Here is an 18,782-nt window from a genome sequence, read left to right on the forward strand (position 1 = left end):
CCCAAACCCCGCCTTCGTCGCATGCCGCTTGTTCGCACTCGCGGCAGGGCTATGCTCGCCTCACTCCCTATGTGATGACGCCGCCGTGTTCGCCAGCCTCTCCCTGATCTTCCGCATTCTGTTGGCCTGGGCCGCCGCCATCGTGGTGGCGGGGTTTGTCTGGAGTGGCTTCTTCCATGGCATGGACGAAGGCCCCGGCTGGGTGTTCGGCTTGTTGGCCCTGTTCGTGATGGTGACGGCCCTGGGCAGCTGCATCGCCCATATTCGCCGGGTCCAGCATGCGGCCGGGCGCCTGGACGCGGCCACCCTGTCCAGCCGCCAGCGGCGCCAGATCGAGGTCCCAATGGATGCGGGCCCCGCCTTCGCCTTGGTCGAAGCCGCCATCGCCGAGCTGCCGCGGGTGGAAGACATCGAAAGCGCTCCGGGCAGCCTGCAGGTCCGTGCCTACGTACGCCGCGTGGATCCCTACAACGGCCGCCCACCGTCACGCTGGAACCTGCCTGCGCGGCTGGCGATCAAGCGCAACAGCGTGCTCGCCACGGTCACGCCGGGGCAGGGCACCAGCAGCGTGACGCTGCTGTTCGAGCCCGATGCCGGGGTCTGGGCCGATCTGCTCGCCGTCGACGAAGGCAGCAACCATGAGAACGCCGAAGCGGTCGGCCGTGCGATCACCCGTCGGGTGGCCGAGCAGCGCCGCGATGAGCAGGCCGCCGCCGAGCAGACAGCGACCGAGAAGGAACTCTCGGTGGCCAAACTCAACCTGCTGCATGCCCAGGTCGAGCCGCACTTCCTCTACAACACCCTGGCCAACGCGCAGGTGCTGACTCGCACCGATCCACCGCGCGCGGATCAGATGCTCGGGCACCTGATCCAGTACCTGCGCAGTTCGCTGCCCAGCGTGGACGAATCGATGTCCACCCTGGGCGTGGAGCTGGAGCGCACCCAGGCCTACCTGGAAATCCTCAAGATCCGCATGGGTGCACGCCTGGCCCTGCAGGTGGATGTGCCGCCGGCGCTGACCAGCCTGCCGCTGCCGTCGATGGCGCTGCAGACCCTGGTGGAGAATGCGATCAAACACGGGCTGGAACCCAAGCCCGGTGGTGGCACGGTGTGGATCATCGCGCGCGCCTTCGAGGACCATGTCACCCTCACCGTGGCCGATGACGGCCTCGGCTTCGGGCAGGGCACCAGCGGTACCGGGATCGGCCTGAAGAACCTGCGCGAGCGCCTGCGCCTGACCTGCGGTGAGCGCGCCGGCGTGGCCATCGTGTCCAATTTCCCCAGCGGCGTGGCGGCAACGATCACCCTGCCGCGCGATGCCCGGGAGGCGATCCATGCAGCTTGATGCACTCATTGCCGAAGACGAAGACCTGCTGCGCCAGTCGCTGGTCGCCCAGCTGCAGCGGCTATGGCCCGAGCTGCGGCTGGTGGCCGAATGCGAGGATGGCGCCAGTGCGCTGGAGCGCTTGGCCGAGCTGAAGCCGGACCTGGCCCTGCTCGACATCCGCATGCCGGGCATCACCGGCATCGAGGTGGCCCGCGCGCTGCCCGAGATCAGCCCGCGCACCCAGGTGGTGTTCGTCACCGCTTACGACCAGTATGCGATCGATGCCTTCGAACAAGGCGCGATCGACTACCTGCTCAAGCCGGTCAGCGATGAGCGTCTGCTCGCCACGCGCGAGCGGATCCTGGCCCGCATGCAGCTGGGCCGACCGGACAGCGGGATGCTCGAGCAGCTGCTGCAGCGCCTCGGCAATCAGCCCGCCGCCGCCTCAAGCGCGCCGCCACTGGCCTGGATCACGGCCAGCAACGGACGCGACACGCAGCTGATCATGCTCGAAGACGTGATCTACTTCCGTGCCGACAGCAAATACACCACCGTGGTCACCGAGCAGGGCGAAAGCCTGCTGCGTACCTCACTGCGCGAACTGCTCGATGCGCTCGATCCGCAACGGTTCCGCCAGATCCACCGCTCCACCATCGTCAACATGAAAGCCGTCGCCGCGGTCACCCGCGATGACACCGGCCGCGGCCAGCTGCGCTTGAAGCACCGCGCCGAAGTGCTCAATGTCAGCCAGCCCTTCATGAGTCTGTTCCGCGGGATGTAACGCGCCTTTTCTTTCGTCTGGAGCCTGCCATGCGTATCGCCGTTCTCGTCAGTCTCTGCGTGCTGGTGCTGGCTGCCTGCCAGCAATCGAGCAACACCTCCGTCACCCGCATCCGCGCCAATGGCGTGGATACGCTGTACAGCAAGACCACGGTCGACAACGGGGTGGCCAACTTCGATTGCATCGCCAGCAGCAGCGGCCACTGCCATTACCTGGTGCTGGACGCGCGCTGCGGGAAGGACACCGACTGCCCCTATCCGCCTCTGCACCGGTTGGCAGTGGCGGTCGGCAAGACCGAGCAGATGGCCGGGCTGCCGGCCGGCTTCCGGCACTGCGTCAGCGCAGTCCAGAAAGAACAATGCCACCGTGAATGATCACGGTGGCATCGTGGCTCCCCCCGCTTTTCAGTAGGGTCAGAACGCGGGCTGCAGATGCAGGTTGGTGCCGTTGGGCTGCTCGCCGACGTGGTTGAGCTGCCCGACCAGTTCGGTGTGCTGCTTCATCCGGCCGATCTCGCGCATGATGCGGATGTCCTCGTGGCGCAGCTCGCGCTTGGCGCTCACGGCCTGCTTGTAATCCAGGACTTCCGGATAGTGATGGGCCATGTCCAGCGCTTCGGCCACGCACTCCACCGTATCGGCATCGGAGGTGATCCGGGCGCGGCTGTTGAAGGCCTTCATCCAGCGCTCGAAGCCGGCGGTGTGATCGAACATGTTGGCCATGAACCAGATCACGAACAGGATCGAGACCCATGACCCGAACACGATCACCACGCGGGTGAAGGTGATATGGAAGTCATCCTTCCACAGGTAGTTGCTGATCAGGCCCAGGATCAGCAGCGAGGACGCCTGCCACCCGACGATCGAGGCCATCAGCCATTGGCCCTTGGCCTTGGCGAGCACCGCGACTTCTTCGCGGATCTGCTGTTCACTCTTGTTACGCCAATGCGCGACCTGTTTTTCGAACGGGCTGCTGTACAGCTCGTTGTCCTGCAACAGCAAACCCAAACCTTTGAACAAAGCGATCATGACGAGCTCCTTCTGGAACGTGCGGCAGCGCATTGGACGACGTTGTGGCACGTCCAGTTCTAGCACTTTCACGGCGCTTGGCAATGGGCAAAGCGCAAAGATCCGGCGTCATTCCTGCCTGAATGGGCAAACTCGCAGCGGATTTGCGCACTGCGGCACGTAAATCACCGGGTAAATAGGCCGCGGACGCCGGTTCTCATGCTGCAGTTGCACAATGCGCAGGCCCAGCGCCACCGTGCCCTCGCCAGCCCCGGCGGTATCACGCAGAATTGACGCATCCGCGCGAAACGCCGGTCCGCTCCGCCCTCGGTACTGTTGATGTCTTCCCTGCTGCGTTCGCTTGCCCGCCCTGCCACCGCCCCGATCCGCCGCTGGGTGCTGGGCGCCTTCCCCCGCGGCCAGAGCGGGATCGATTACGACCATCCGCTGGGCGATCCCGGCTGGTTCGGCCCGGACAGCATCACCTGGCGCGTGCACTCCGAGTTTCCCGGCATGCTCGCCGGCGGCCTGTGTGCCCTGATGCTGCAGACCCTGCATCCATTGGCACTGGCCGGGGTGTACGACCACTCGAACTTCCGCGATGACCTGGTGGGCCGCCTGCGCCGCACCACCGCGTTCGTCGCCGGCACCACGTACGCACCGAGCGCGGAAGTGGAGGCGCTGATCGCCAAGGTGACCCGCATCCATGCACAGGTACGCGGGCACACCGCCGACGGCCGCGCGTATTCCGCCGACGATCCGGCGCTGCTCACCTGGGTGCACGTCACCGAAGCCTACGGCTTCCTGCAGGGCTGCCGACGCTATTGCCGCGACGTGCCCACGGCGGTCGCCGACCGGTATTACCGCGAGTACAAGCGCGTGGCCGAGGCGCTCGGCGCCACCGATGTACCCGCCTCGGAAGCGGAGGTCGACGCGTACTTCGCGCGCCAGCAATCCGGGCTGGTGTTCGATGCCCGTTCGCAAGAAGTACTGGCGGTGTTGTCCGGCATCCGCTTGCCGGTACCGATGGCGGGGTTGTCGCGCGAGCTGTTCCTCGGTGCGGGCGCGGCGCTGTTGCCGGACTGGGCGACGACGATGCTGGCGCGCACGCCGATGCAGCGTGCGCAGTCGCGTGCCTCTGCGGTGATGTTGAGAGGCATGGCGCCTTTGTTCCGACGTGCCCTGCAGGATAGCCTGGCGACGCGCGCATGCACGCGTATGGATGTGCCGGCTGGCGTGCTTGCTGATTGGCCTTGAAGCGGTAGGTGCCGATCGTTGGTCGGTACTCGCGAGTGCCTGTGTCTGATGGTTAGGTCGGACACGTGCAGGCTTCCGGGACCCGCTGCAAGTCCCGCTCCGCGGCCCGGCCCAGCCGCTGGCGGCTGTGCGTTCAGTCGCATGCGAGGCAGTGCCTCGCAAGCAATGCGCCTTCACCCAAGTAAGCTCGTATGCCGCCACCCCACCCATGCCCGCCCCCTGACAATTGGCTGGTGGCCATGCTGAGGTCAAAAGCCAGCGAACAGCACCACGCGGCAACGCGGAGTAGCAGCGCTGCACAAACGCGGAGAAGTAGGGCTAAGCAGCAGACTGAGTAGCAGTGCCAACCAGTGGATCAGAGTGACGATGCTGGGCAGCTAAAGAGCTAAACGGCTACACGGCTACACGGCTAACAGCTGAACAGCTGAACAGCTAAACAGCTAAACAGCTAAACAGCTAAACAGCGAAGCAGCACAGAAGTGCAGAAGTGCAGAAGTGCGGAAGCCCGGAGGAGCAAAGCGGAGCAGCAAAGCGGAGCAGCAAAGCGGCGCTGTGTTGCTCGACGAAGCCGAGCAGCAAAACTACAGAACGAATCTGGGTAGCAAAACAAACGTACTCACTGTCGCAGCTGCGGAGCCAGCGCCAGCTTTTCCCCGCGCGCACCAGCCCACTGTCAGAAGGTGGGCATGGGTGGGGTGGCGGGACCGTATGCCGCCATGGATGGCGGCATACGAGCTTATTTGGGTGAAGGCGCATTGCTTGCGAGGCACTGCCTCGCATGCGACTGAACGCACAGCCGCCAGCGGCTGGGCCGGGCCGCGGAGCGGGACTTGCAGCGGGTCCCGACACCCCACCCATGCCCGCCCAAACCAGCGCAAACGCAAACCCCAGCCGTGGCTCTGCTCCAGCTCTGCAGCTCTGTAGCTCTGTAGCTCTGTAGCTCTACAGCAAAAAAAACGGGCGCCGAAGCGCCCGTTCTTTCATCTCAGCAAAGCGCGATGAAAAGCCTCACCACACCTTGACCCGCTTCTCCGGCGCCAGATACAGCTTCTGGCCTTCCTTCACCTCGAAGGCCGGATACCACGCATCCAGATTGCGCACCGTCAACGCACGGAACTGCCCCGGCGCATGCACATTCGTCAACAGCGAATTACGCAACGCCTGCTCGCGCGCCTTGCTGCGCCACGCCTGCGCAAAGCCCAGGAAGAACCGCTGATCCGGCGTAAAGCCCTCCAGCGTCTGGCCCGGCTTGCCCTGCAGCGACAACTGATACGCATCGTAGGCCGTCGACAGACCCGCCACGTCCGCAATGTTCTCGCCCAGCGTCAAACGACCATTCACCGATACCCCCGGGAACGGACTGTAGCTGCTGAACTGCGCCGCCAGCGCATCCCCGGCCGCGTTGAACTTCTTCAGATCTTCCGCCGTCCACCAGTTCTGCAGCTTGCCCGTCTCATCGAACAGCGCACCGGCGTTGTCGAAGCCGTGGCTGATCTCATGGCCGATCACGGCACCGATCGCACCGTAGTTCACCGCATCATCGGCCGCACCGTCGAAGAACGGCGGCTGCAGGATCGCGGCGGGGAACACCAGGCGGTTTTCCAGCGGCACGTTCATCGCATTGATGGTCTGCGGCAGCATCGCCCACTCGCTGTGGTCCACCGGCTTGCCCAGCTTGGCGATGTTGCGGCGGTACTCGAACAGCTCTGCACGCTCGGCATTGCCCAGCGCGTCATCGCGCCTGATCTCCAGGCCCGTGTAATCGCGCCACTTGTCCGGGTAGCCCATGCCCACCGTCAGGCCGTCGACCTTGGCCTTGGCACGCGCCTTGGTCTGCGGCGACATCCACGCCAGCGCATCGATGCGCTTGGCGAAGGCGGCAATGATGTTCTTGGCCATCTCGTCCGCACGGGCCTTGGTGGCCGGGTCGAAATGACGTTCGACGTACAGCTTGCCGATCGCTTCACCCACGGCATGGTTGCTGTCATCCACCGCACGCTTCCAGCGCTCGCTCTGCTGGGGGGTGCCGTTGAGCGTGGTGCCGTGGAAGGCGAAGCGCGCATCGGCGAACGACTTGGGCAGGTACGGGGCGGCGCGGTCCAAAGCATGGAAGGCGAGGTAGTCCTTCCAGACTTCCAGCGGCTCGGTCGCGACCAGGCGCGAAATGCCGGCCACGGCCTTGGGCTGCCACACGATGAAGTCCTGCTGGGCGTCCAGGCCGGCCGAGGCCAGGAAGGCGCTCCAGTCCATGCCCGGCGCCTTGGCGCTCAGGTCGGCCTGCTTCCAGGCGTTGGCGCCCTTGGCGACGTCGTTGGTGTCTTCCTGGGTGGCGTGGGCCTGGGCGATCTTGGTCTCCAGCGCGAGGATGCGCTGCGCCTTGGCCGCCGGATCGGCGACGCCGGCCAGCTGCAGCACCTGGGCGATATACGCCTGGTACTGCTTGCGGATCTCGGCCATGCGGCCGCCCTGCAGGTAGAAGTCGCGGTCCGGCAGGCCCAGGCCGCCCTGCACCAGGTAGGGCGCGGTGCGGTCCGGCTGCAGCAGATCCACCGAGACCCACACGCCGAACAGGCGGTCGGTGTAGAAGTTGGTGGCGTTGAGCAGGTCCACATCGGCGCGCAGGGTGCCGCCCAGCGCGGTGGCCAGCGCGGCCTTGTCGCCGATGCCCGCGATGGCGTCCAGCGCTGGCTTGACCGGGGCGGCACCGCGTGACTCGATGCCGGTCTCGTCCATGAAGGCGGCGTAGTAATCGCCGATCAGCTTGGTCTCGCCCTCGGCCTTGGTATCGGCCGCGGCGCCTTCGAGGATCGCGCGGGTGTCGGCCAGGGTCTTTTCGGAAATGACGTTGAAGCTGCCGTAGCTGGAACGGTCGGCCGGGATCTCGGTGTTCTTGACCCAGGTGCCGTTGGCGAAGCCGAAGAAGTCATCGCCGGCGGCGATGCTGCGGTCCATGCCGGTGGCGTCGAAGCCGAAACTGCCGAGCTGCGGCTTGGGCGCGGCCGGTTCGGCCGGAGCGGCGTCGGGCGCGGCCGCGGCCGGCGCAGTCGCCTGGCGGTCACAGGCGGCCAGGCTCAGCGACAGGCTGGCGGCAATGGCGAGCATCAGGGTGGGGCGGCGCAGCTTGGACATTGAGCTTCTCTGCAACGGAAACATCCAAGTCTAATCCTGTCCCGGGCGCACGGTTATGCCGGCTTCGGCGGCATCGGGTACCGGATCTGCCCGTCCCCGGATTCACCGAGGTGAACGGCCTATTGTGGTGCTTCCCGTCCTGCGCGTGCTCGTGCATGCTGGTACGGCACGGATTCCGCGCGCGCCCGTCGGCGCCCGCGTGACGATCATGGCGTCAAGAATCCCGGGCAGCGGCCGCTCAGGTTTGGGGAAACCAGGAAGCGTGTACAGATGAAGTCAGCCTGTCGTTCGGGAAAAGGGTTGCGATGCCCGCGTTGAACCGTGCCCTGGCGCGGCCACTGCGGACGTTCGTGTGGCTGGGGGTTTCCCTGGGCGCGCTGCTGGCTGGCGGGCTGGTGGCGACACTGGTCAATGATGGCCAGCGCCGACAGGAAGCCGCGCAGCGCCAGAGTTCGGCGCTGGCGACCGGCGCCCAGCGCCTGCTGCGGCTGGAGCTGCGCAATCTGGAGCGGGTGATGCAGGGCATTTCCCGGGATGGTGCGTTGCTGTTCCAGCGCGTGCCGGCGCAGGCTCCCGATCTGCTCGATGCCAGCATCGCCGGCGCCCTGCAGCGGCATGCAGAACTGCACAGCATCGTGGTGGTCGACCAGTACGGGCGCGCCCTGACCAGTGGCAGTGGCGACCTGCAGCTGCCGTTATGGGCGGTGGATGACAACCGCGGCCACGGCAGCCAGGTGTTCCTCGGCCCGCCCCAAGCGCTGGATGCCGCGCAGTGGATCCTGCCGCTGGCGCTGCCCATGGGCGGCGACCGCTGGCTGCTGGCGCGGCTGCGCACGGCCGAACTGCAGTCGATCATCGGCGGTATGGACACCGGCGATGCCGGCGTGATCTCCATCACCGACCCGCATGGCTATGTGCTGGCGCGCAGTCCGGACCCGGCCGGGGTGGTGGGGCGTCGTTTCGGCCTGGCCAAGCGCGAGCTGCTGCGCCGGGACGCGTTGACCCCACTGGGGACCGAGATCAGCGCGGTCGATGGCATCGAGCGGATTTCCAGCCTCAGCACGCTGGCGCAGTACCCGCTGGCGGTCTACGCCGGGTTGGGCCGGCGCGATGTGCTGGCAGCATGGTGGCCGTATGTGCAGGCCTCGATCGGCGTCTACCTGCTGTACTGGGCGCTGTTCGGCGCGGTGTATGTGAGCCTGCGCCGTGCCACCCGCGATCAGGACACGCTGAGCGAGGAGCTGCGCACCGGCCATGCCGAACTGCGCATGGCGCACCAGGTCGGCAAGGTCTGCACCTGGTACGTGGATGAGGATGCCTGCCTGCTGCGCTGGTCACCGCTGGCGCGCGAGATTTTCGGCATCGACATCGAGAGCCTGCCGGTCGCCGATTTCTTCGCACGCGTGCACCACGAAGATACCGTACGCATGCAGCAGGCCTTCGACGCCGCGTTTGCCGGCAGCGGCGTGCTCGATGAAATGTTCCGCCTGGTGTTGCCGGGGGGCGCGATCCGCTGGGTGTCCGCGCGTGGCCAGCGGGTGGCGGTGGTGGACCGTGAGCGCCGCATGATCGGTGCATTGACCGATGTCAGCGAGCGGGTCGATGCGCTGGCCAGGGTGCAGCAGGCCGAGCGGCAGTTCCGGCTGCTGTTCGACCGCAACCCGGCGCCGTTCTGGGTGTTCGATCCGGACACGCTGCGCTTCCTGGAAGTCAACGAAGCGGCGGTGCGCCAGTACGGCTACAGCCGCGATGAATTCCTGGCGATGAGCATCCTGGATATCCGCCCGCGCGAAGGCTGGGAGGAGATCCGCGGGGCGATTGCACAGGCCCGCATCGGCGACGTGCAGGATGCGCAGGTGCGCCTGCACCAGCGCAAGGACGGCACCGTGTTCGAGGTCCGCGCGCATCTGGCCCGGCTGGATTTCGACGGTCGCCAGGCCTGCCTGGTGCTGGCCGAGGATGTCAGCGAGCGGCTGGCCTACGAGCGCGATCTGGCATATCACGCCACCCATAACCCGGCGACCGGCCTGCTCAATACGCGTGCGCTGGCCGCGCAGCTGGACGAGGAGGGCGGGGCGTACACCATTGCCTACGTGCAGTTCCGTGGCCTGCAGCTGGTCGCCGATACGCTCGGCCGGGAGGTCGGCGACGTGGTGCTGCAGGCGATGGCCAAGCGCCTGGGCGGGCTCGGCGTGCGCTATGGGCTGCTGGCCTTCCAGCCGGCCGAGGATTTCATCTTCGCCATCCGCGACGACCATCAACGCCAGACTGCGCTGGATACGCTGGTGCAGACCGTCTCCGAGCCGGTGCGCGGGCAGGACTGGCTGCATCAGTTCGAGCCGCGTATTGGCGTGGCGGTCAAGGCCGACACCGACACCAGCACCGCCGAGCAGGTGATCGGCATGGCCGCGCAGGCCGCGCATGCGGCGCGCGACGAAGGCAACGTGATCGCTTGGTATGACGCGACGGTGAGTTCACGCTTGTCCGAACGCCTGCGCCTGGCCGGGCGCATCCACAGCGCGATCGACACCGAGTTCGAGCTGTATTACCAGCCGATCTGCCACGCAGGCGACAGCAGTCCAGCCGCGCTGGAAGCCCTGCTGCGCTGGCCGCAGGCCGACGGCAGTTTCATTCCACCGGGTGAGTTCATCCAGCTGTGCGAAGACACCGGCCTGATCCTGGCGCTGGGCCGCTGGGTGATCCGCGCCGCCGCGCAGGCACAGCGGCAACTGGTCGATGCCGGCTGGGACCTGCCGATCGCGGTGAATGTCTCGGCGGTGCAGTTCTTCAACAGCGACCTGGTGGCCGAGTTCACCCGCGCCAGCCAGGAATACGGGCTGGCCCGCGGTGCGCTGCAGGTCGAGCTGACCGAGAGCAGCCTGATGCGCAAACCCGGCCAGGCCAAGCAGACCATGCAGCGGCTGCACGAGCAGGGCATCTGCATCTCGCTGGACGACTTCGGTACCGGCTATTCCAATATGTCCTACCTGCAGCACCTGCCACTGGACATCCTCAAGATCGACCGCAGCTTCGTGGCCGACGTGGAAACCAATCCGCGTAATGCCTCGATCTGCCGTGCACTGCTGTCACTGGGGCACAGCATGGGCCTGACCATCATCGCCGAAGGCGTGGAGACCCCCGGGCAGCACCAGTGGCTGGCTGCGCACGGCTGTGACCAGGTGCAGGGCTATCTGCTCGGCCGCCCGATGCCGCTGGCCAACGTCATCGCGCAGTTGGAGGCGGTGGAGGCGTAGTGCGCCGGGCGTTGCCCGGCCGCCGCCACGCATCATCCGCCCAGAGCTTCCACCAGGTAGTCGATGAAGCTGCGCACCTTCGGCGCCAGATGGCTGCGGCTGGTGTATACCGCATGGATGCCGATGCCCGGCACCGTCCACTCCGGCAGGACGCGCTCCAGCCGCCCGTCGGCGAGCGCGTCGGCGACCAGGAAATCCGGCTGCACGATGATGCCCATCCCGGCGATCGCGGCCTCGCGCAGCACATCGCCGTTGTTGGCACGCACACCGCCACGTACCGGCACGGAGACCTCCCCGCGTGGCCCCTGCAGCTGCCACGCATCCCCGCCGCCCCAGTAGCTGTACTGCAGGCACTCGTGCGCGGCGAGATCTTCGGGTTGCTGCGGCCGGCCATGCGCATCCAGATATGCCGGCGCCGCGCACAGGCTGATCTGCGCGTCGGCCAGCTTGCGGGCGATCAGTGCCGGGCTGGGCTGGCGGGTGATGCGGATCGCCACGTCGTAGCCTTCTTCGACCATGTCCACCAGGCGGTCGGACAGCGACAGGTCCAGCTCCACCTGCGGGTAGCGCGCGCGGTAGCCGGCCAGCAGTGGGCCCAACCGGGCGATGCCATAGCTGACCGGCGCGTTGATGCGCAGCCGCCCCGAGGGCTCCAGGGCCTGCGCGCTGATGCCGGCCTCCAGCGCATCGAACTCGGCCAGCAGCCGCACGCACTCGGCGTAATAGGCCGCGCCCGTGCTCGTCGGGCTCACGCGGCGGGTCGTACGGTTGAGCAGCCGGGTCGAGAGGCGCTTTTCCAGCGCGGCGATCTGCCGGGTCACTCCCGCGGTGGACAGGTCCAGGGCCTGCGCGGCGGCACTGAAGCCGTTGCGCTCGACCACGGCGACAAACACACGCATGGCATCCAGAGTGTCCATTGTTTCTATTTCCGAAATAAACAGCGTCGATACATCGTATTTATTGGTAAGGCTGCGCGCAATAAGCTCAGGGCCGTCGTCGCGCTATTGGAGTCCGTGATGTCCCGCTTGCCCTCCCTGTATATCTCCCACGGCTCGCCGATGACCGCGCTCAACCCCGGTCTGGTCGGCGAGCGCCTGGCGGCCCTGGCGGCGCGCCTGCCGCGTCCGCGCGCGATCGTGATGGCCTCGGCGCACTGGCTGACCCATCAGCCGGCGGTGGGCGGGCATGCCCAGCCGCCGACCCTCCATGATTTCGGCGGTTTTCCGCAGGCGCTGTTCGATCTGCAGTACCCGGCGCCGGGCGACCCCGCGTTGGCGCAGGAGATCGCGCAGCGGCTGACCGCGGCCGGCCTGCCGACCGCGATCGACCCGCAGCGCGGTCTCGACCACGGTGCCTGGGTGCCGCTGCGCTTTCTGTACCCGCAGGCGGACATCCCGGTCGTACCGCTGGCGATCCAGCCCCTGCTCGGGCCGGCCCATCAGTTCGCACTGGGCCGCGCGCTGGCACCGCTGCGCGAGCAGGGCGTGCTGTTGATCGGCTCAGGCAGCATCACCCACAACCTGCACGATTGGCGCAGCTACCCGGACGGCAAGGAAGCGCCGTATGTGCGGCCCTTCATCGAGTGGGTGGAACAGCGCCTGCAGGCCGATGACAGTGCCGCCTTGCTGGACTATCGCCGTCAGGCCCCGTACGCCGTGCAGGCGCACCCGAGCGACGAGCACCTGCAACCGCTGCACGTCGCGATGGGCGCGGCCGGTGGCGATGCGCTCGGCGCGCAGCGTATCGATGCCGGGATTGATGCCGGCTTCCTGGCGATGGACATCTATCGCTTCGACGGCGCCGACGCGCAGCAGCGCGCCGCATGAGTGCCGTGCTGTCCGCGAACTGAGCCTGGCGCGCCCCGCGCATTCGCGTGGCGGCGCACGTGTGGTACGTTTTTTCCTGTTTCCGGCGCCGGCTGCCTGCAGCCTCCCCCGCGCTGCTTACTGGAAAATGCATGCATACCATTGAAGTCGTCCTGGCGATGCTGGTGGCGGTGGTCGCCAGCGGCTACCTGGTCCGCGTATTGCCGTTGTCGCTGCCGCTGCCGCTGGTGCAGATCGGGCTGGGCGCGGTCATAGCCGGGGTGTTCAACCGCGGCCACGCGCTGGAGCCGGAGATGTTCTTCCTGCTGTTCCTGCCGCCGCTGCTGTTCCTGGATGGCTGGCGCATCCCCAAGCAGGGCCTGTTCCGCGATAAAGGCGTGATCCTGGAGCTGGCCTTCGGGTTGGTGGTGTTCACCGTGATCGGGGCCGGCTTCCTGATCCATTGGATGATCCCGGTGATGCCGCTGGCGGTGGCGTTCGCGCTGGCCGCGATCATCTCGCCGACGGACCCGGTGGCGGTCAGTTCGATCGCCTCGCGCGCGCCGATCCCCAAACGGCTGATGCACATCCTGGAAGGCGAGTCGTTGCTCAACGATGCCTCCGGCCTGGTCTGCTTCCGCTTCGCGGTGGCGGCGGTGATGACCGGCTCGTTCTCGCTGGCGACCGCCTCGCTGACGTTCCTGTGGGTGGCCGTGGCCGGGCTGGCGATCGGTGTCGCGGTGACGCTGGGCGTGTCCACCTTCCAGCGCTGGCTGTGGCGGCGCTTCGGCGAGGAGCCGGGCGCGGCGCTGCTGGTCAACCTGTTGATTCCCTTCGCGGCCTACCTGCTGGCCGAAGAGTTCAACGCCTCGGGCATCCTCTCGGCGGTCGCTGCGGGCATCACGATGAGCTATGTGGAACTGAGCGGCCGCGTGTCCGGCAGCATGCGCGTGCAGCGCACGGCCGTGTGGAACATGCTGCAGTTCAGCTTCAACGGCATCATGTTCGTGCTGCTCGGCGAGCAGCTGCCGGGCATCGTGGAGCGCGCGATCAAGACGGTCAGCGAAAGCGGGCATCACAGTGCGTGGTGGCTGCTGGTCTACGTGGTGGTGATCAATCTGGCGCTGGTACTGCTGCGCCTGGCCTGGGTGTGGCTGTCGCTGCGCTGGAGCCTGCTGCGCGCGCGCCATCGTGGCGAGGCGCGGCAGGGCACGTCCTGGCGGATCGTGGTGGCCACCTCGGTGGCGGGTGTGCGCGGTGCGATCACCCTGGCCGGCGTGCTGACGCTGCCGCTGTTCCTGCCCGATGGCAGTGCCTTCCCGGCGCGCGATCTGGTGATCTTCCTGGCCGCGGCGGTGATCCTGATCTCGCTGGTCGGCGCCAGCATCGCGCTGCCCCGCCTGCTCAAAGGGCTGGAACTGCCGGCCGATTCGGGCGAACGCAAGGAAGAGGATCTTGCCCGCAAGCTCGCCGCCAAGGCCGCGCTGGCCGGTGTGGAGCGCACGCGCCAGCAGCTGGTGCAGAACCAGACCACCGAGAACGTGCAGCTCTACAACGACGCCGCCTCACGGGTGAGCCTGCTGTACCAGCGCAACCTGGAGAAGGACGCCGGGCCGGATGCCGATCCGGACAAGGTGAAGCGGATGGAGCAGGGCTACCGCCAGCTGCGCACCGCCGGGCTCACCGCCGAGCGCGAAGAGCTGTTCCGCCTGACCCGGCGCGGCAAGATCTCCGATGAGATCTCGCGCAGGCTGATCCGCAATCTGGATCTGCTGGAGACGCGGCAACGCGATTGAGGCCGCACCGTGCCACGGGTGGAGCCACCCCATGGGTGGCTGCGCGGACCCACTGGAACCCACGCGTCCGGGACGAAGGGCAGCCACCCATGGGGTGGCTCTACCCTGGCACACGTGGATCAGGCGTCTCCGGCAACCGTGGGATCAGGCGTCCGGCTTCTGATCCAGGAAGTAGGCCACCACGGTGCCCTTGATCTTGATCGTCATCGGGTTGCCGCGGCGGTCGCGGGCCTTGCCGGCCTGCACGCGGATCCAGCCTTCGCTGACCGAATACTCTTCAACGTTGTCGCGCTCGACATCGTTGAAACGGATGCCCACGCCGCGCTCCAGCGCAGCGGCATCGTGGAAGGGGCTGGCCGGGTTGATCGCCAGGTGATCGGGAGGGGTATCGCTCATGGTCACAGGATGCTGACGACCACCAAGGCCGCCTTCTGCCGTACAGGATAAACCGCAGCGGGCCCTGCGCCGAATTTCGCTTCCTGCCAACGCCCTTGCACGGCAGAATGCGCCCCTGTCTCCAGGAATACCGGCCATGCCCGACAACAGCGATTATTTCGACTTCGAAGAAGAGGAACGCGATTTCGACGAGGACGATTTCGAGGCGCGGATCTGGAATCTGTTCGTGCTGATCAACCCGGGCGATGAAGAACTGGCCCTGCAGCAGTTCAACCGCTGGCGCGAGGCGCTGCTGGAGAGCGGCGAAGGCATCGATGAGGACGCCGACTGGCTGCCGCCGATGATGGCGGCGATCGCCTGGCAGTCCGGGTTCGAGGTGGAGCGCAGCGATGCCGATGCGCTGATGTCGGCGGTCAACGAGCTGTCCGCGCGCTGGAACCTGCAGATCGACTGGGGCGGCGACCTGGACGATGAGGATTTCGCCGCCGGGGTGGATGCCCCGATGCTGATGGGCACCGCCCATGACCGCCTGCGCGAGCACAACTACGCGCTGTGGAGCGTGGATACCGGCAATGACACCCTGGCCGGGTGGATGGCGCTGAACCGCGATGACGATGCGATGCTGGCGCTGTGCTCGCTGCTGGGCGTGGAAGTGCGGCCGGGCAGCGATCCGTTCTGAGGGCGCGATTGCGGTCTGCGTGTGCCGACCAACGGTCGGCACCTACGCCTGATACTGGCCGCGCGCGTTTGAGATCACGGCTTTGACCAGCGCACGGTCCGTATGCCGTGAGATGGCCTGTGCGCCCAGGGCAATGGCCTGCAGGCGCAAGGGGGCGGGCACGTCGTAATGCGCCCCGCTGCGGCGGTTCTGGAACGCCCGCCGCGGAATCCCGAGCTGCGCCGCCATGGCGTGCAGCTCGGGCAGGGTGTCGGCCATCAGATGCGCCCAGCGCTCGCCGCGCCAGGGATGTACCGCATCGTCGATATAGACCGTCACCGGATCGCCGTGGCTCAGGCCTGCGGCTTGTCGTCGCTGGCGGCCGGGGCCGGCTCGCCATCGGCTTCGGCTTCGGCAGCAGCGTCGGTCACGATCTCGGCGTCTTCGGCCTCGTCGTCACCTTCGCCTTCCACGCCTTCGAACTCGGAGACCAGCTGCGACAGGTACTCGTCGGCGGTCTTGCCTTCGTCAGCGGCCAGGTCGTCGATCAGCTGCTGCAGCTGGGTCGAGTACTCCAGGTTGACCTTGCGGCCTTCCTTTTCCTGGACGTTGGACAGGTGCTTGAGCATGGCCAGCATCGGGACCGGGTTGTCGGCGTTGCCCATGGTCTGGCCGCCGATGGCCAGCAGCCACTCGGTGCCCTGCAGGCCGATCGCAGCGACGACCTGGCCTTCTTCGTTGGTCAGCACGGCATGGTTCTGCACCGGCTGCTGGGCGTTGAGGCGGTTGATCGGACGCTTGGGCTGCTGCTTCTTGCGCTTGTCGCGCTTGGCCTTGGACTGCTTGGACATGAGTGCCGTCTATCTACAAAAGGGAAGACCCATTGTAGTGCCGGCCGCCGGCCGGCTCCACGGATTCCCTGAATTTCCCTCTGCAGTTGCCGCCGCGCCGCTCAAGGCGCGACAGCCGGCGCCAGCGTCGCCTGGATATCGGCGTCGGCAGCGGTGGGCGACAGCGCCACTTCCTGCCCGGCACCGGCCAGGGCCGCCGCTTCTGCCGCCTTGGTCATCACCACGATGCTGATCCGGCGGTTGATCGGGTTGTCCGGCTGGGTCTTGTCGAACAGCACCGAGGAGGACAGGCCGACCACACGGGTCACCTTGTCTTCGGTCATGCCGCCATCCAGCAGTGCCCGCCGGGCGGCGTTGGCGCGGTCGGCACTGAGCTCCCAGTTGCTGTAGCCGTGGGCGGCGTTGTAGGCGGTGATATCGGTATGGCCGGTGACGCTGATCCGGTTCGGCACGTGATTGATGAACTGCGACAGCTCGCGCAGGATCTCGCGCGTATACGGCTTGAGCGAGGCGCTGCCCATGTCGAACATCGGGCGGTTCTGCTTGTCCACGATCTGGATGCGCAGGCCTTCGGGAGTGAGGTCGAGCAGCAGCTGGTCCTTGAACGGCTCCAGTGCCTGGCTCTTGCTGATCGCTTCTTCCAGCTCCTGCTTGAGCGCTTCCAGCTGGCGTTTTTCGCGCTGGCGCTCGTCTTCCTGCGGCACCGGCCTGGAGGCCTGCTGGTTCTGGAAGGGATCGTTGCTGTTGCCGCGCGAGATGTCGGTCGCGCCGCCCAGCTTGATCATCGAGGTACTGGCGCCGCCCGGGCCGGCCATGCCCGGGGCCGGGGTGGAACTGCTGCCGGCCAGCGGGCTGGGGTTGCGGAAGTACTCGGAGATCGCCGCGCGCTCGGGCTTGCTGGAGGCGGCCATCAGCCACAGCACCAGGAAGAAGGCCATCATCGCGGTCACGAAGTCGGCATAGGCCACCTTCCAGGCACCGCCATGGTGCGCGGCGTGGCCGGCCTTCTTGACCCGGCGGACGATGACGGTGGGTTTGGTCTCGGCCATGGCGCTGCCTTACTTGACCGTCTTGAGGTGCTGTTCGAACTCGCTGAACCCCGGGCGCACGTTGGACGGCAGGGTCTTGCGGGCGAATTCCAGGGCGATCTTCGGGTTGTAGCCGCGCAGGCAGGCCAGCAGGGCGGTCTTGACCGATTCGTAGATGCGCGCGTCCTGTTCGGCACGGGCTTCCACGGCCGAGGCCAGCGGGCCGACGAAGCCATAGGCCAGCAGAATGCCCAGGAAGGTACCGACCAGCGCGCCGGCGACGTGCGCACCGACCTCGGTGATTTCCCCGCCGATCGAACCCATCGTGATCACGATGCCCAGCACTGCGGCGACGATGCCGAAGCCAGGCAGGCCGTCGGCGACCTTGTTGAGCACGGCGGCCGGCTGCATCGCCTCGCCGTGGTGCTTCTCCAGCTCCAGCTCCAGCAGCGGTTCCAGCTCATGCGGCTCGATGTTGCTGCCGATCATCAGGCGCAGGCAATCGGTGATGAAGTCGACCAGGTGGTGGTCGGCCTGCACCTTGGGGTAATTGGCGAAGATGCTGCTCTCGGCCGGGCGCTCGACGTGGTCTTCCAGCGCCATGAAGCCTTCGCGCCGCGCCTTGTTGAGCAGTTCGTAGAGCAGGCTGAGGACGTCGATGTAGTCCTGCTGCTTGTAGCGCGGGCCCTTGAACACGCCCACGGTGGCCTGCAGGGTCTGCTTCACGGTTTTGACCGGGGTGCCGACCAGGAACGCGCCCAGCGCCGCACCGCCGATGATCACCAGTTCATAGGGCTGCCACAGCGCGCCGAGTTTGCCGTGCGCGCCGACATAGCCGCCCAGCACGCTGAGGATGACGACGAGAAGTCCAACGATGATGAGCATGGGGCCGACGCGGGAAGGGGATACCTCCATGTCGGCCCCTTCACACCTTTTCTGAAGGGGGGCGGTCGCTCGATGTCACACTTTTCCGGATTCAGGCGGCCGGCTCGGCTTCCGCACCACCGCGCTGCAACGGATCCGGATAGGCCTGCCCGTTGGGCGTGAACGACAGCGAGACCGAGTTCAGGCAGTGGCGTTCATGGGTCGGCGGCGGGCCATCCGGGAAAACATGGCCGAGATGGCTGTCACACCGCGCACAGACGATCTCGGTGCGGACCATGCCATGGCTGGCGTCGCGGATCTCGCGGACATGGGCCGGATCGAAGGGCGCGAAGAAGCTCGGCCAGCCGGTGCCGGAGTCGAACTTGGTGCTGGAGCGGAACAGCGGCAGGCCGCACAACCGGCAGCCGTAGACCCCGTCCTGCTTGTTGTCCAGGAAGACCCCGCAGAACGGTGCTTCGGTGCCGTGATGCAGCAGCACGCGCTGCTCATCGGCGCTGAGGCCGGCCACCAAGGCCTGGCGCTGGGCGTCGGTAGGCGGGGAAAGGTCGAAAACGGTCATGGGCAGTCCTCGTGGGGATGCACTCTACATTGGGTCGTGGGCGGGGCGT

Annotated in this window: 17 protein-coding genes; 8 read left to right on the top strand and 9 right to left on the bottom strand. The window is 66.9% G+C overall.

Annotated elements, in window-relative coordinates; genetic code table 11:
* Window positions 1–85 precede the first annotated feature (85 nt).
* The 3 genes from ACW6W5_RS06930 to ACW6W5_RS06940 are packed head-to-tail and all read left to right on the top strand — an operon-like array spanning window position 86 to window position 2,482.
* Complete coding sequence (locus ACW6W5_RS06930) at window positions 86–1,345, top strand: sensor histidine kinase (protein WP_121042413.1); 1,260 nt, start codon at window positions 86–88, stop codon at window positions 1,343–1,345.
* Window positions 1,335–2,108, top strand: coding sequence for a LytR/AlgR family response regulator transcription factor (locus tag ACW6W5_RS06935; RefSeq protein ID WP_121042416.1), 774 nt, complete (start codon window positions 1,335–1,337; stop codon window positions 2,106–2,108). The genes ACW6W5_RS06930 and ACW6W5_RS06935 overlap by 11 nt, the downstream gene beginning before the upstream one ends.
* 29 nt (window positions 2,109–2,137) lie before the next feature.
* Window positions 2,138–2,482 (top strand): hypothetical protein, encoded by a 345-nt coding sequence (locus ACW6W5_RS06940; RefSeq protein ID WP_152153013.1) that lies wholly within the window; start codon window positions 2,138–2,140, stop codon window positions 2,480–2,482.
* A 39-nt stretch (window positions 2,483–2,521) separates the two neighbouring features.
* Here the strand turns inward: ACW6W5_RS06940 and ACW6W5_RS06945 are convergent, their stop codons facing one another.
* The gene (locus ACW6W5_RS06945; protein ID WP_183073795.1) at window positions 2,522–3,136 is read right to left on the bottom strand and encodes a hypothetical protein; all 615 of its coding nucleotides are present in this window, start codon (window positions 3,134–3,136) and stop codon (window positions 2,522–2,524) included.
* A gap of 318 nt (window positions 3,137–3,454) precedes the next feature.
* On the opposite strand from ACW6W5_RS06945, the gene ACW6W5_RS06950 reads away from it, so the two are divergent.
* Complete coding sequence (locus ACW6W5_RS06950) at window positions 3,455–4,372, top strand: oxygenase MpaB family protein (RefSeq protein WP_152153015.1); 918 nt, start codon at window positions 3,455–3,457, stop codon at window positions 4,370–4,372.
* A gap of 1,008 nt (window positions 4,373–5,380) precedes the next feature.
* Here ACW6W5_RS06950 and ACW6W5_RS06955 read toward each other — a convergent pair.
* The gene (locus tag ACW6W5_RS06955; RefSeq protein ID WP_152153017.1) at window positions 5,381–7,501 is read right to left on the bottom strand and encodes a M13 family metallopeptidase; all 2,121 of its coding nucleotides are present in this window, start codon (window positions 7,499–7,501) and stop codon (window positions 5,381–5,383) included.
* A gap of 305 nt (window positions 7,502–7,806) precedes the next feature.
* Here ACW6W5_RS06955 and ACW6W5_RS06960 point away from each other — a divergent pair, with 305 nt between their 5' ends.
* Window positions 7,807–10,755: a bifunctional diguanylate cyclase/phosphodiesterase gene (locus tag ACW6W5_RS06960; RefSeq protein WP_152153019.1), complete on the top strand. Its 2,949-nt coding sequence runs from the start codon at window positions 7,807–7,809 to the stop codon at window positions 10,753–10,755.
* Window positions 10,756–10,787: 32 nt separating this feature from the next.
* Here the strand turns inward: ACW6W5_RS06960 and ACW6W5_RS06965 are convergent, their stop codons facing one another.
* Window positions 10,788–11,672, bottom strand: a complete 885-nt coding sequence (locus ACW6W5_RS06965; protein WP_121042429.1) for a LysR family transcriptional regulator — start codon at window positions 11,670–11,672, stop codon at window positions 10,788–10,790.
* Between the two features lie 99 nt (window positions 11,673–11,771).
* Between ACW6W5_RS06965 and ACW6W5_RS06970 the strand changes: the two genes are divergently transcribed.
* A complete protein-coding gene (locus tag ACW6W5_RS06970; RefSeq protein ID WP_152153021.1) occupies window positions 11,772–12,581 on the top strand; it encodes a dioxygenase family protein in 810 nt (269 codons plus the stop codon).
* Between the two features lie 131 nt (window positions 12,582–12,712).
* Entirely contained in the window at window positions 12,713–14,356 is a 1,644-nt protein-coding gene (locus ACW6W5_RS06975) for a Na+/H+ antiporter (protein ID WP_121042433.1), read from the top strand.
* A 144-nt stretch (window positions 14,357–14,500) separates the two neighbouring features.
* On the opposite strand, the gene ACW6W5_RS06980 is transcribed toward ACW6W5_RS06975, so the two are convergent.
* Complete coding sequence (locus ACW6W5_RS06980) at window positions 14,501–14,752, bottom strand: DUF3297 family protein (protein WP_088432755.1); 252 nt, start codon at window positions 14,750–14,752, stop codon at window positions 14,501–14,503.
* 136 nt (window positions 14,753–14,888) lie between these two features.
* Here ACW6W5_RS06980 and ACW6W5_RS06985 point away from each other — a divergent pair, with 136 nt between their 5' ends.
* Window positions 14,889–15,431: a DUF6630 family protein gene (locus ACW6W5_RS06985; RefSeq protein ID WP_121042435.1), complete on the top strand. Its 543-nt coding sequence runs from the start codon at window positions 14,889–14,891 to the stop codon at window positions 15,429–15,431.
* A 42-nt stretch (window positions 15,432–15,473) separates the two neighbouring features.
* On the opposite strand, the gene ACW6W5_RS06990 is transcribed toward ACW6W5_RS06985, so the two are convergent.
* The 5 genes from ACW6W5_RS06990 to msrB form a co-directional block, all read right to left on the bottom strand.
* Complete coding sequence (locus tag ACW6W5_RS06990) at window positions 15,474–15,749, bottom strand: DUF4031 domain-containing protein (protein ID WP_121042437.1); 276 nt, start codon at window positions 15,747–15,749, stop codon at window positions 15,474–15,476.
* 14 nt (window positions 15,750–15,763) lie between these two features.
* Window positions 15,764–16,261 carry a hypothetical protein gene (locus ACW6W5_RS06995; RefSeq protein ID WP_152153024.1) on the bottom strand — a complete coding sequence of 166 codons (498 nt, stop codon included), beginning with the start codon at window positions 16,259–16,261 and terminating at the stop codon, window positions 15,764–15,766.
* 101 nt (window positions 16,262–16,362) lie between these two features.
* Window positions 16,363–17,310 carry a flagellar motor protein MotB gene (motB, locus tag ACW6W5_RS07000; protein WP_152153026.1) on the bottom strand — a complete coding sequence of 316 codons (948 nt, stop codon included), beginning with the start codon at window positions 17,308–17,310 and terminating at the stop codon, window positions 16,363–16,365.
* A gap of 9 nt (window positions 17,311–17,319) precedes the next feature.
* A complete protein-coding gene (gene motA, locus ACW6W5_RS07005; RefSeq protein WP_088432758.1) occupies window positions 17,320–18,174 on the bottom strand; it encodes a flagellar motor stator protein MotA in 855 nt (284 codons plus the stop codon).
* A gap of 91 nt (window positions 18,175–18,265) precedes the next feature.
* Window positions 18,266–18,733, bottom strand: a complete 468-nt coding sequence (gene msrB, locus ACW6W5_RS07010; protein WP_121042443.1) for a peptide-methionine (R)-S-oxide reductase MsrB — start codon at window positions 18,731–18,733, stop codon at window positions 18,266–18,268.
* Window positions 18,734–18,782: the final 49 nt, after the last annotated feature.

Source organism: Stenotrophomonas sp. IS26 (assembly GCF_054188265.1).

Coding starts and splice junctions, on each gene's coding strand:
- ACW6W5_RS06945 (WP_183073795.1), bottom strand. CDS start 3,136: ATGATCGCTTTGTTCAAAGGTTTGGGTTTGCTGTTGCAGGACAACGAG.
- motA (WP_088432758.1), bottom strand. CDS start 18,174: ATGCTCATCATCGTTGGACTTCTCGTCGTCATCCTCAGCGTGCTGGGC.
- ACW6W5_RS06965 (WP_121042429.1), bottom strand. CDS start 11,672: ATGGACACTCTGGATGCCATGCGTGTGTTTGTCGCCGTGGTCGAGCGC.
- ACW6W5_RS06940 (WP_152153013.1), top strand. CDS start 2,138: ATGCGTATCGCCGTTCTCGTCAGTCTCTGCGTGCTGGTGCTGGCTGCC.
- ACW6W5_RS06985 (WP_121042435.1), top strand. CDS start 14,889: ATGCCCGACAACAGCGATTATTTCGACTTCGAAGAAGAGGAACGCGAT.
- ACW6W5_RS06995 (WP_152153024.1), bottom strand. CDS start 16,261: ATGTCCAAGCAGTCCAAGGCCAAGCGCGACAAGCGCAAGAAGCAGCAG.
- ACW6W5_RS06950 (WP_152153015.1), top strand. CDS start 3,455: ATGTCTTCCCTGCTGCGTTCGCTTGCCCGCCCTGCCACCGCCCCGATC.
- ACW6W5_RS06975 (WP_121042433.1), top strand. CDS start 12,713: ATGCATACCATTGAAGTCGTCCTGGCGATGCTGGTGGCGGTGGTCGCC.
- msrB (WP_121042443.1), bottom strand. CDS start 18,733: ATGACCGTTTTCGACCTTTCCCCGCCTACCGACGCCCAGCGCCAGGCC.
- ACW6W5_RS06980 (WP_088432755.1), bottom strand. CDS start 14,752: ATGAGCGATACCCCTCCCGATCACCTGGCGATCAACCCGGCCAGCCCC.
- ACW6W5_RS06935 (WP_121042416.1), top strand. CDS start 1,335: ATGCAGCTTGATGCACTCATTGCCGAAGACGAAGACCTGCTGCGCCAG.
- ACW6W5_RS06955 (WP_152153017.1), bottom strand. CDS start 7,501: ATGTCCAAGCTGCGCCGCCCCACCCTGATGCTCGCCATTGCCGCCAGC.
- ACW6W5_RS06960 (WP_152153019.1), top strand. CDS start 7,807: ATGCCCGCGTTGAACCGTGCCCTGGCGCGGCCACTGCGGACGTTCGTG.
- motB (WP_152153026.1), bottom strand. CDS start 17,310: ATGGCCGAGACCAAACCCACCGTCATCGTCCGCCGGGTCAAGAAGGCC.
- ACW6W5_RS06970 (WP_152153021.1), top strand. CDS start 11,772: ATGTCCCGCTTGCCCTCCCTGTATATCTCCCACGGCTCGCCGATGACC.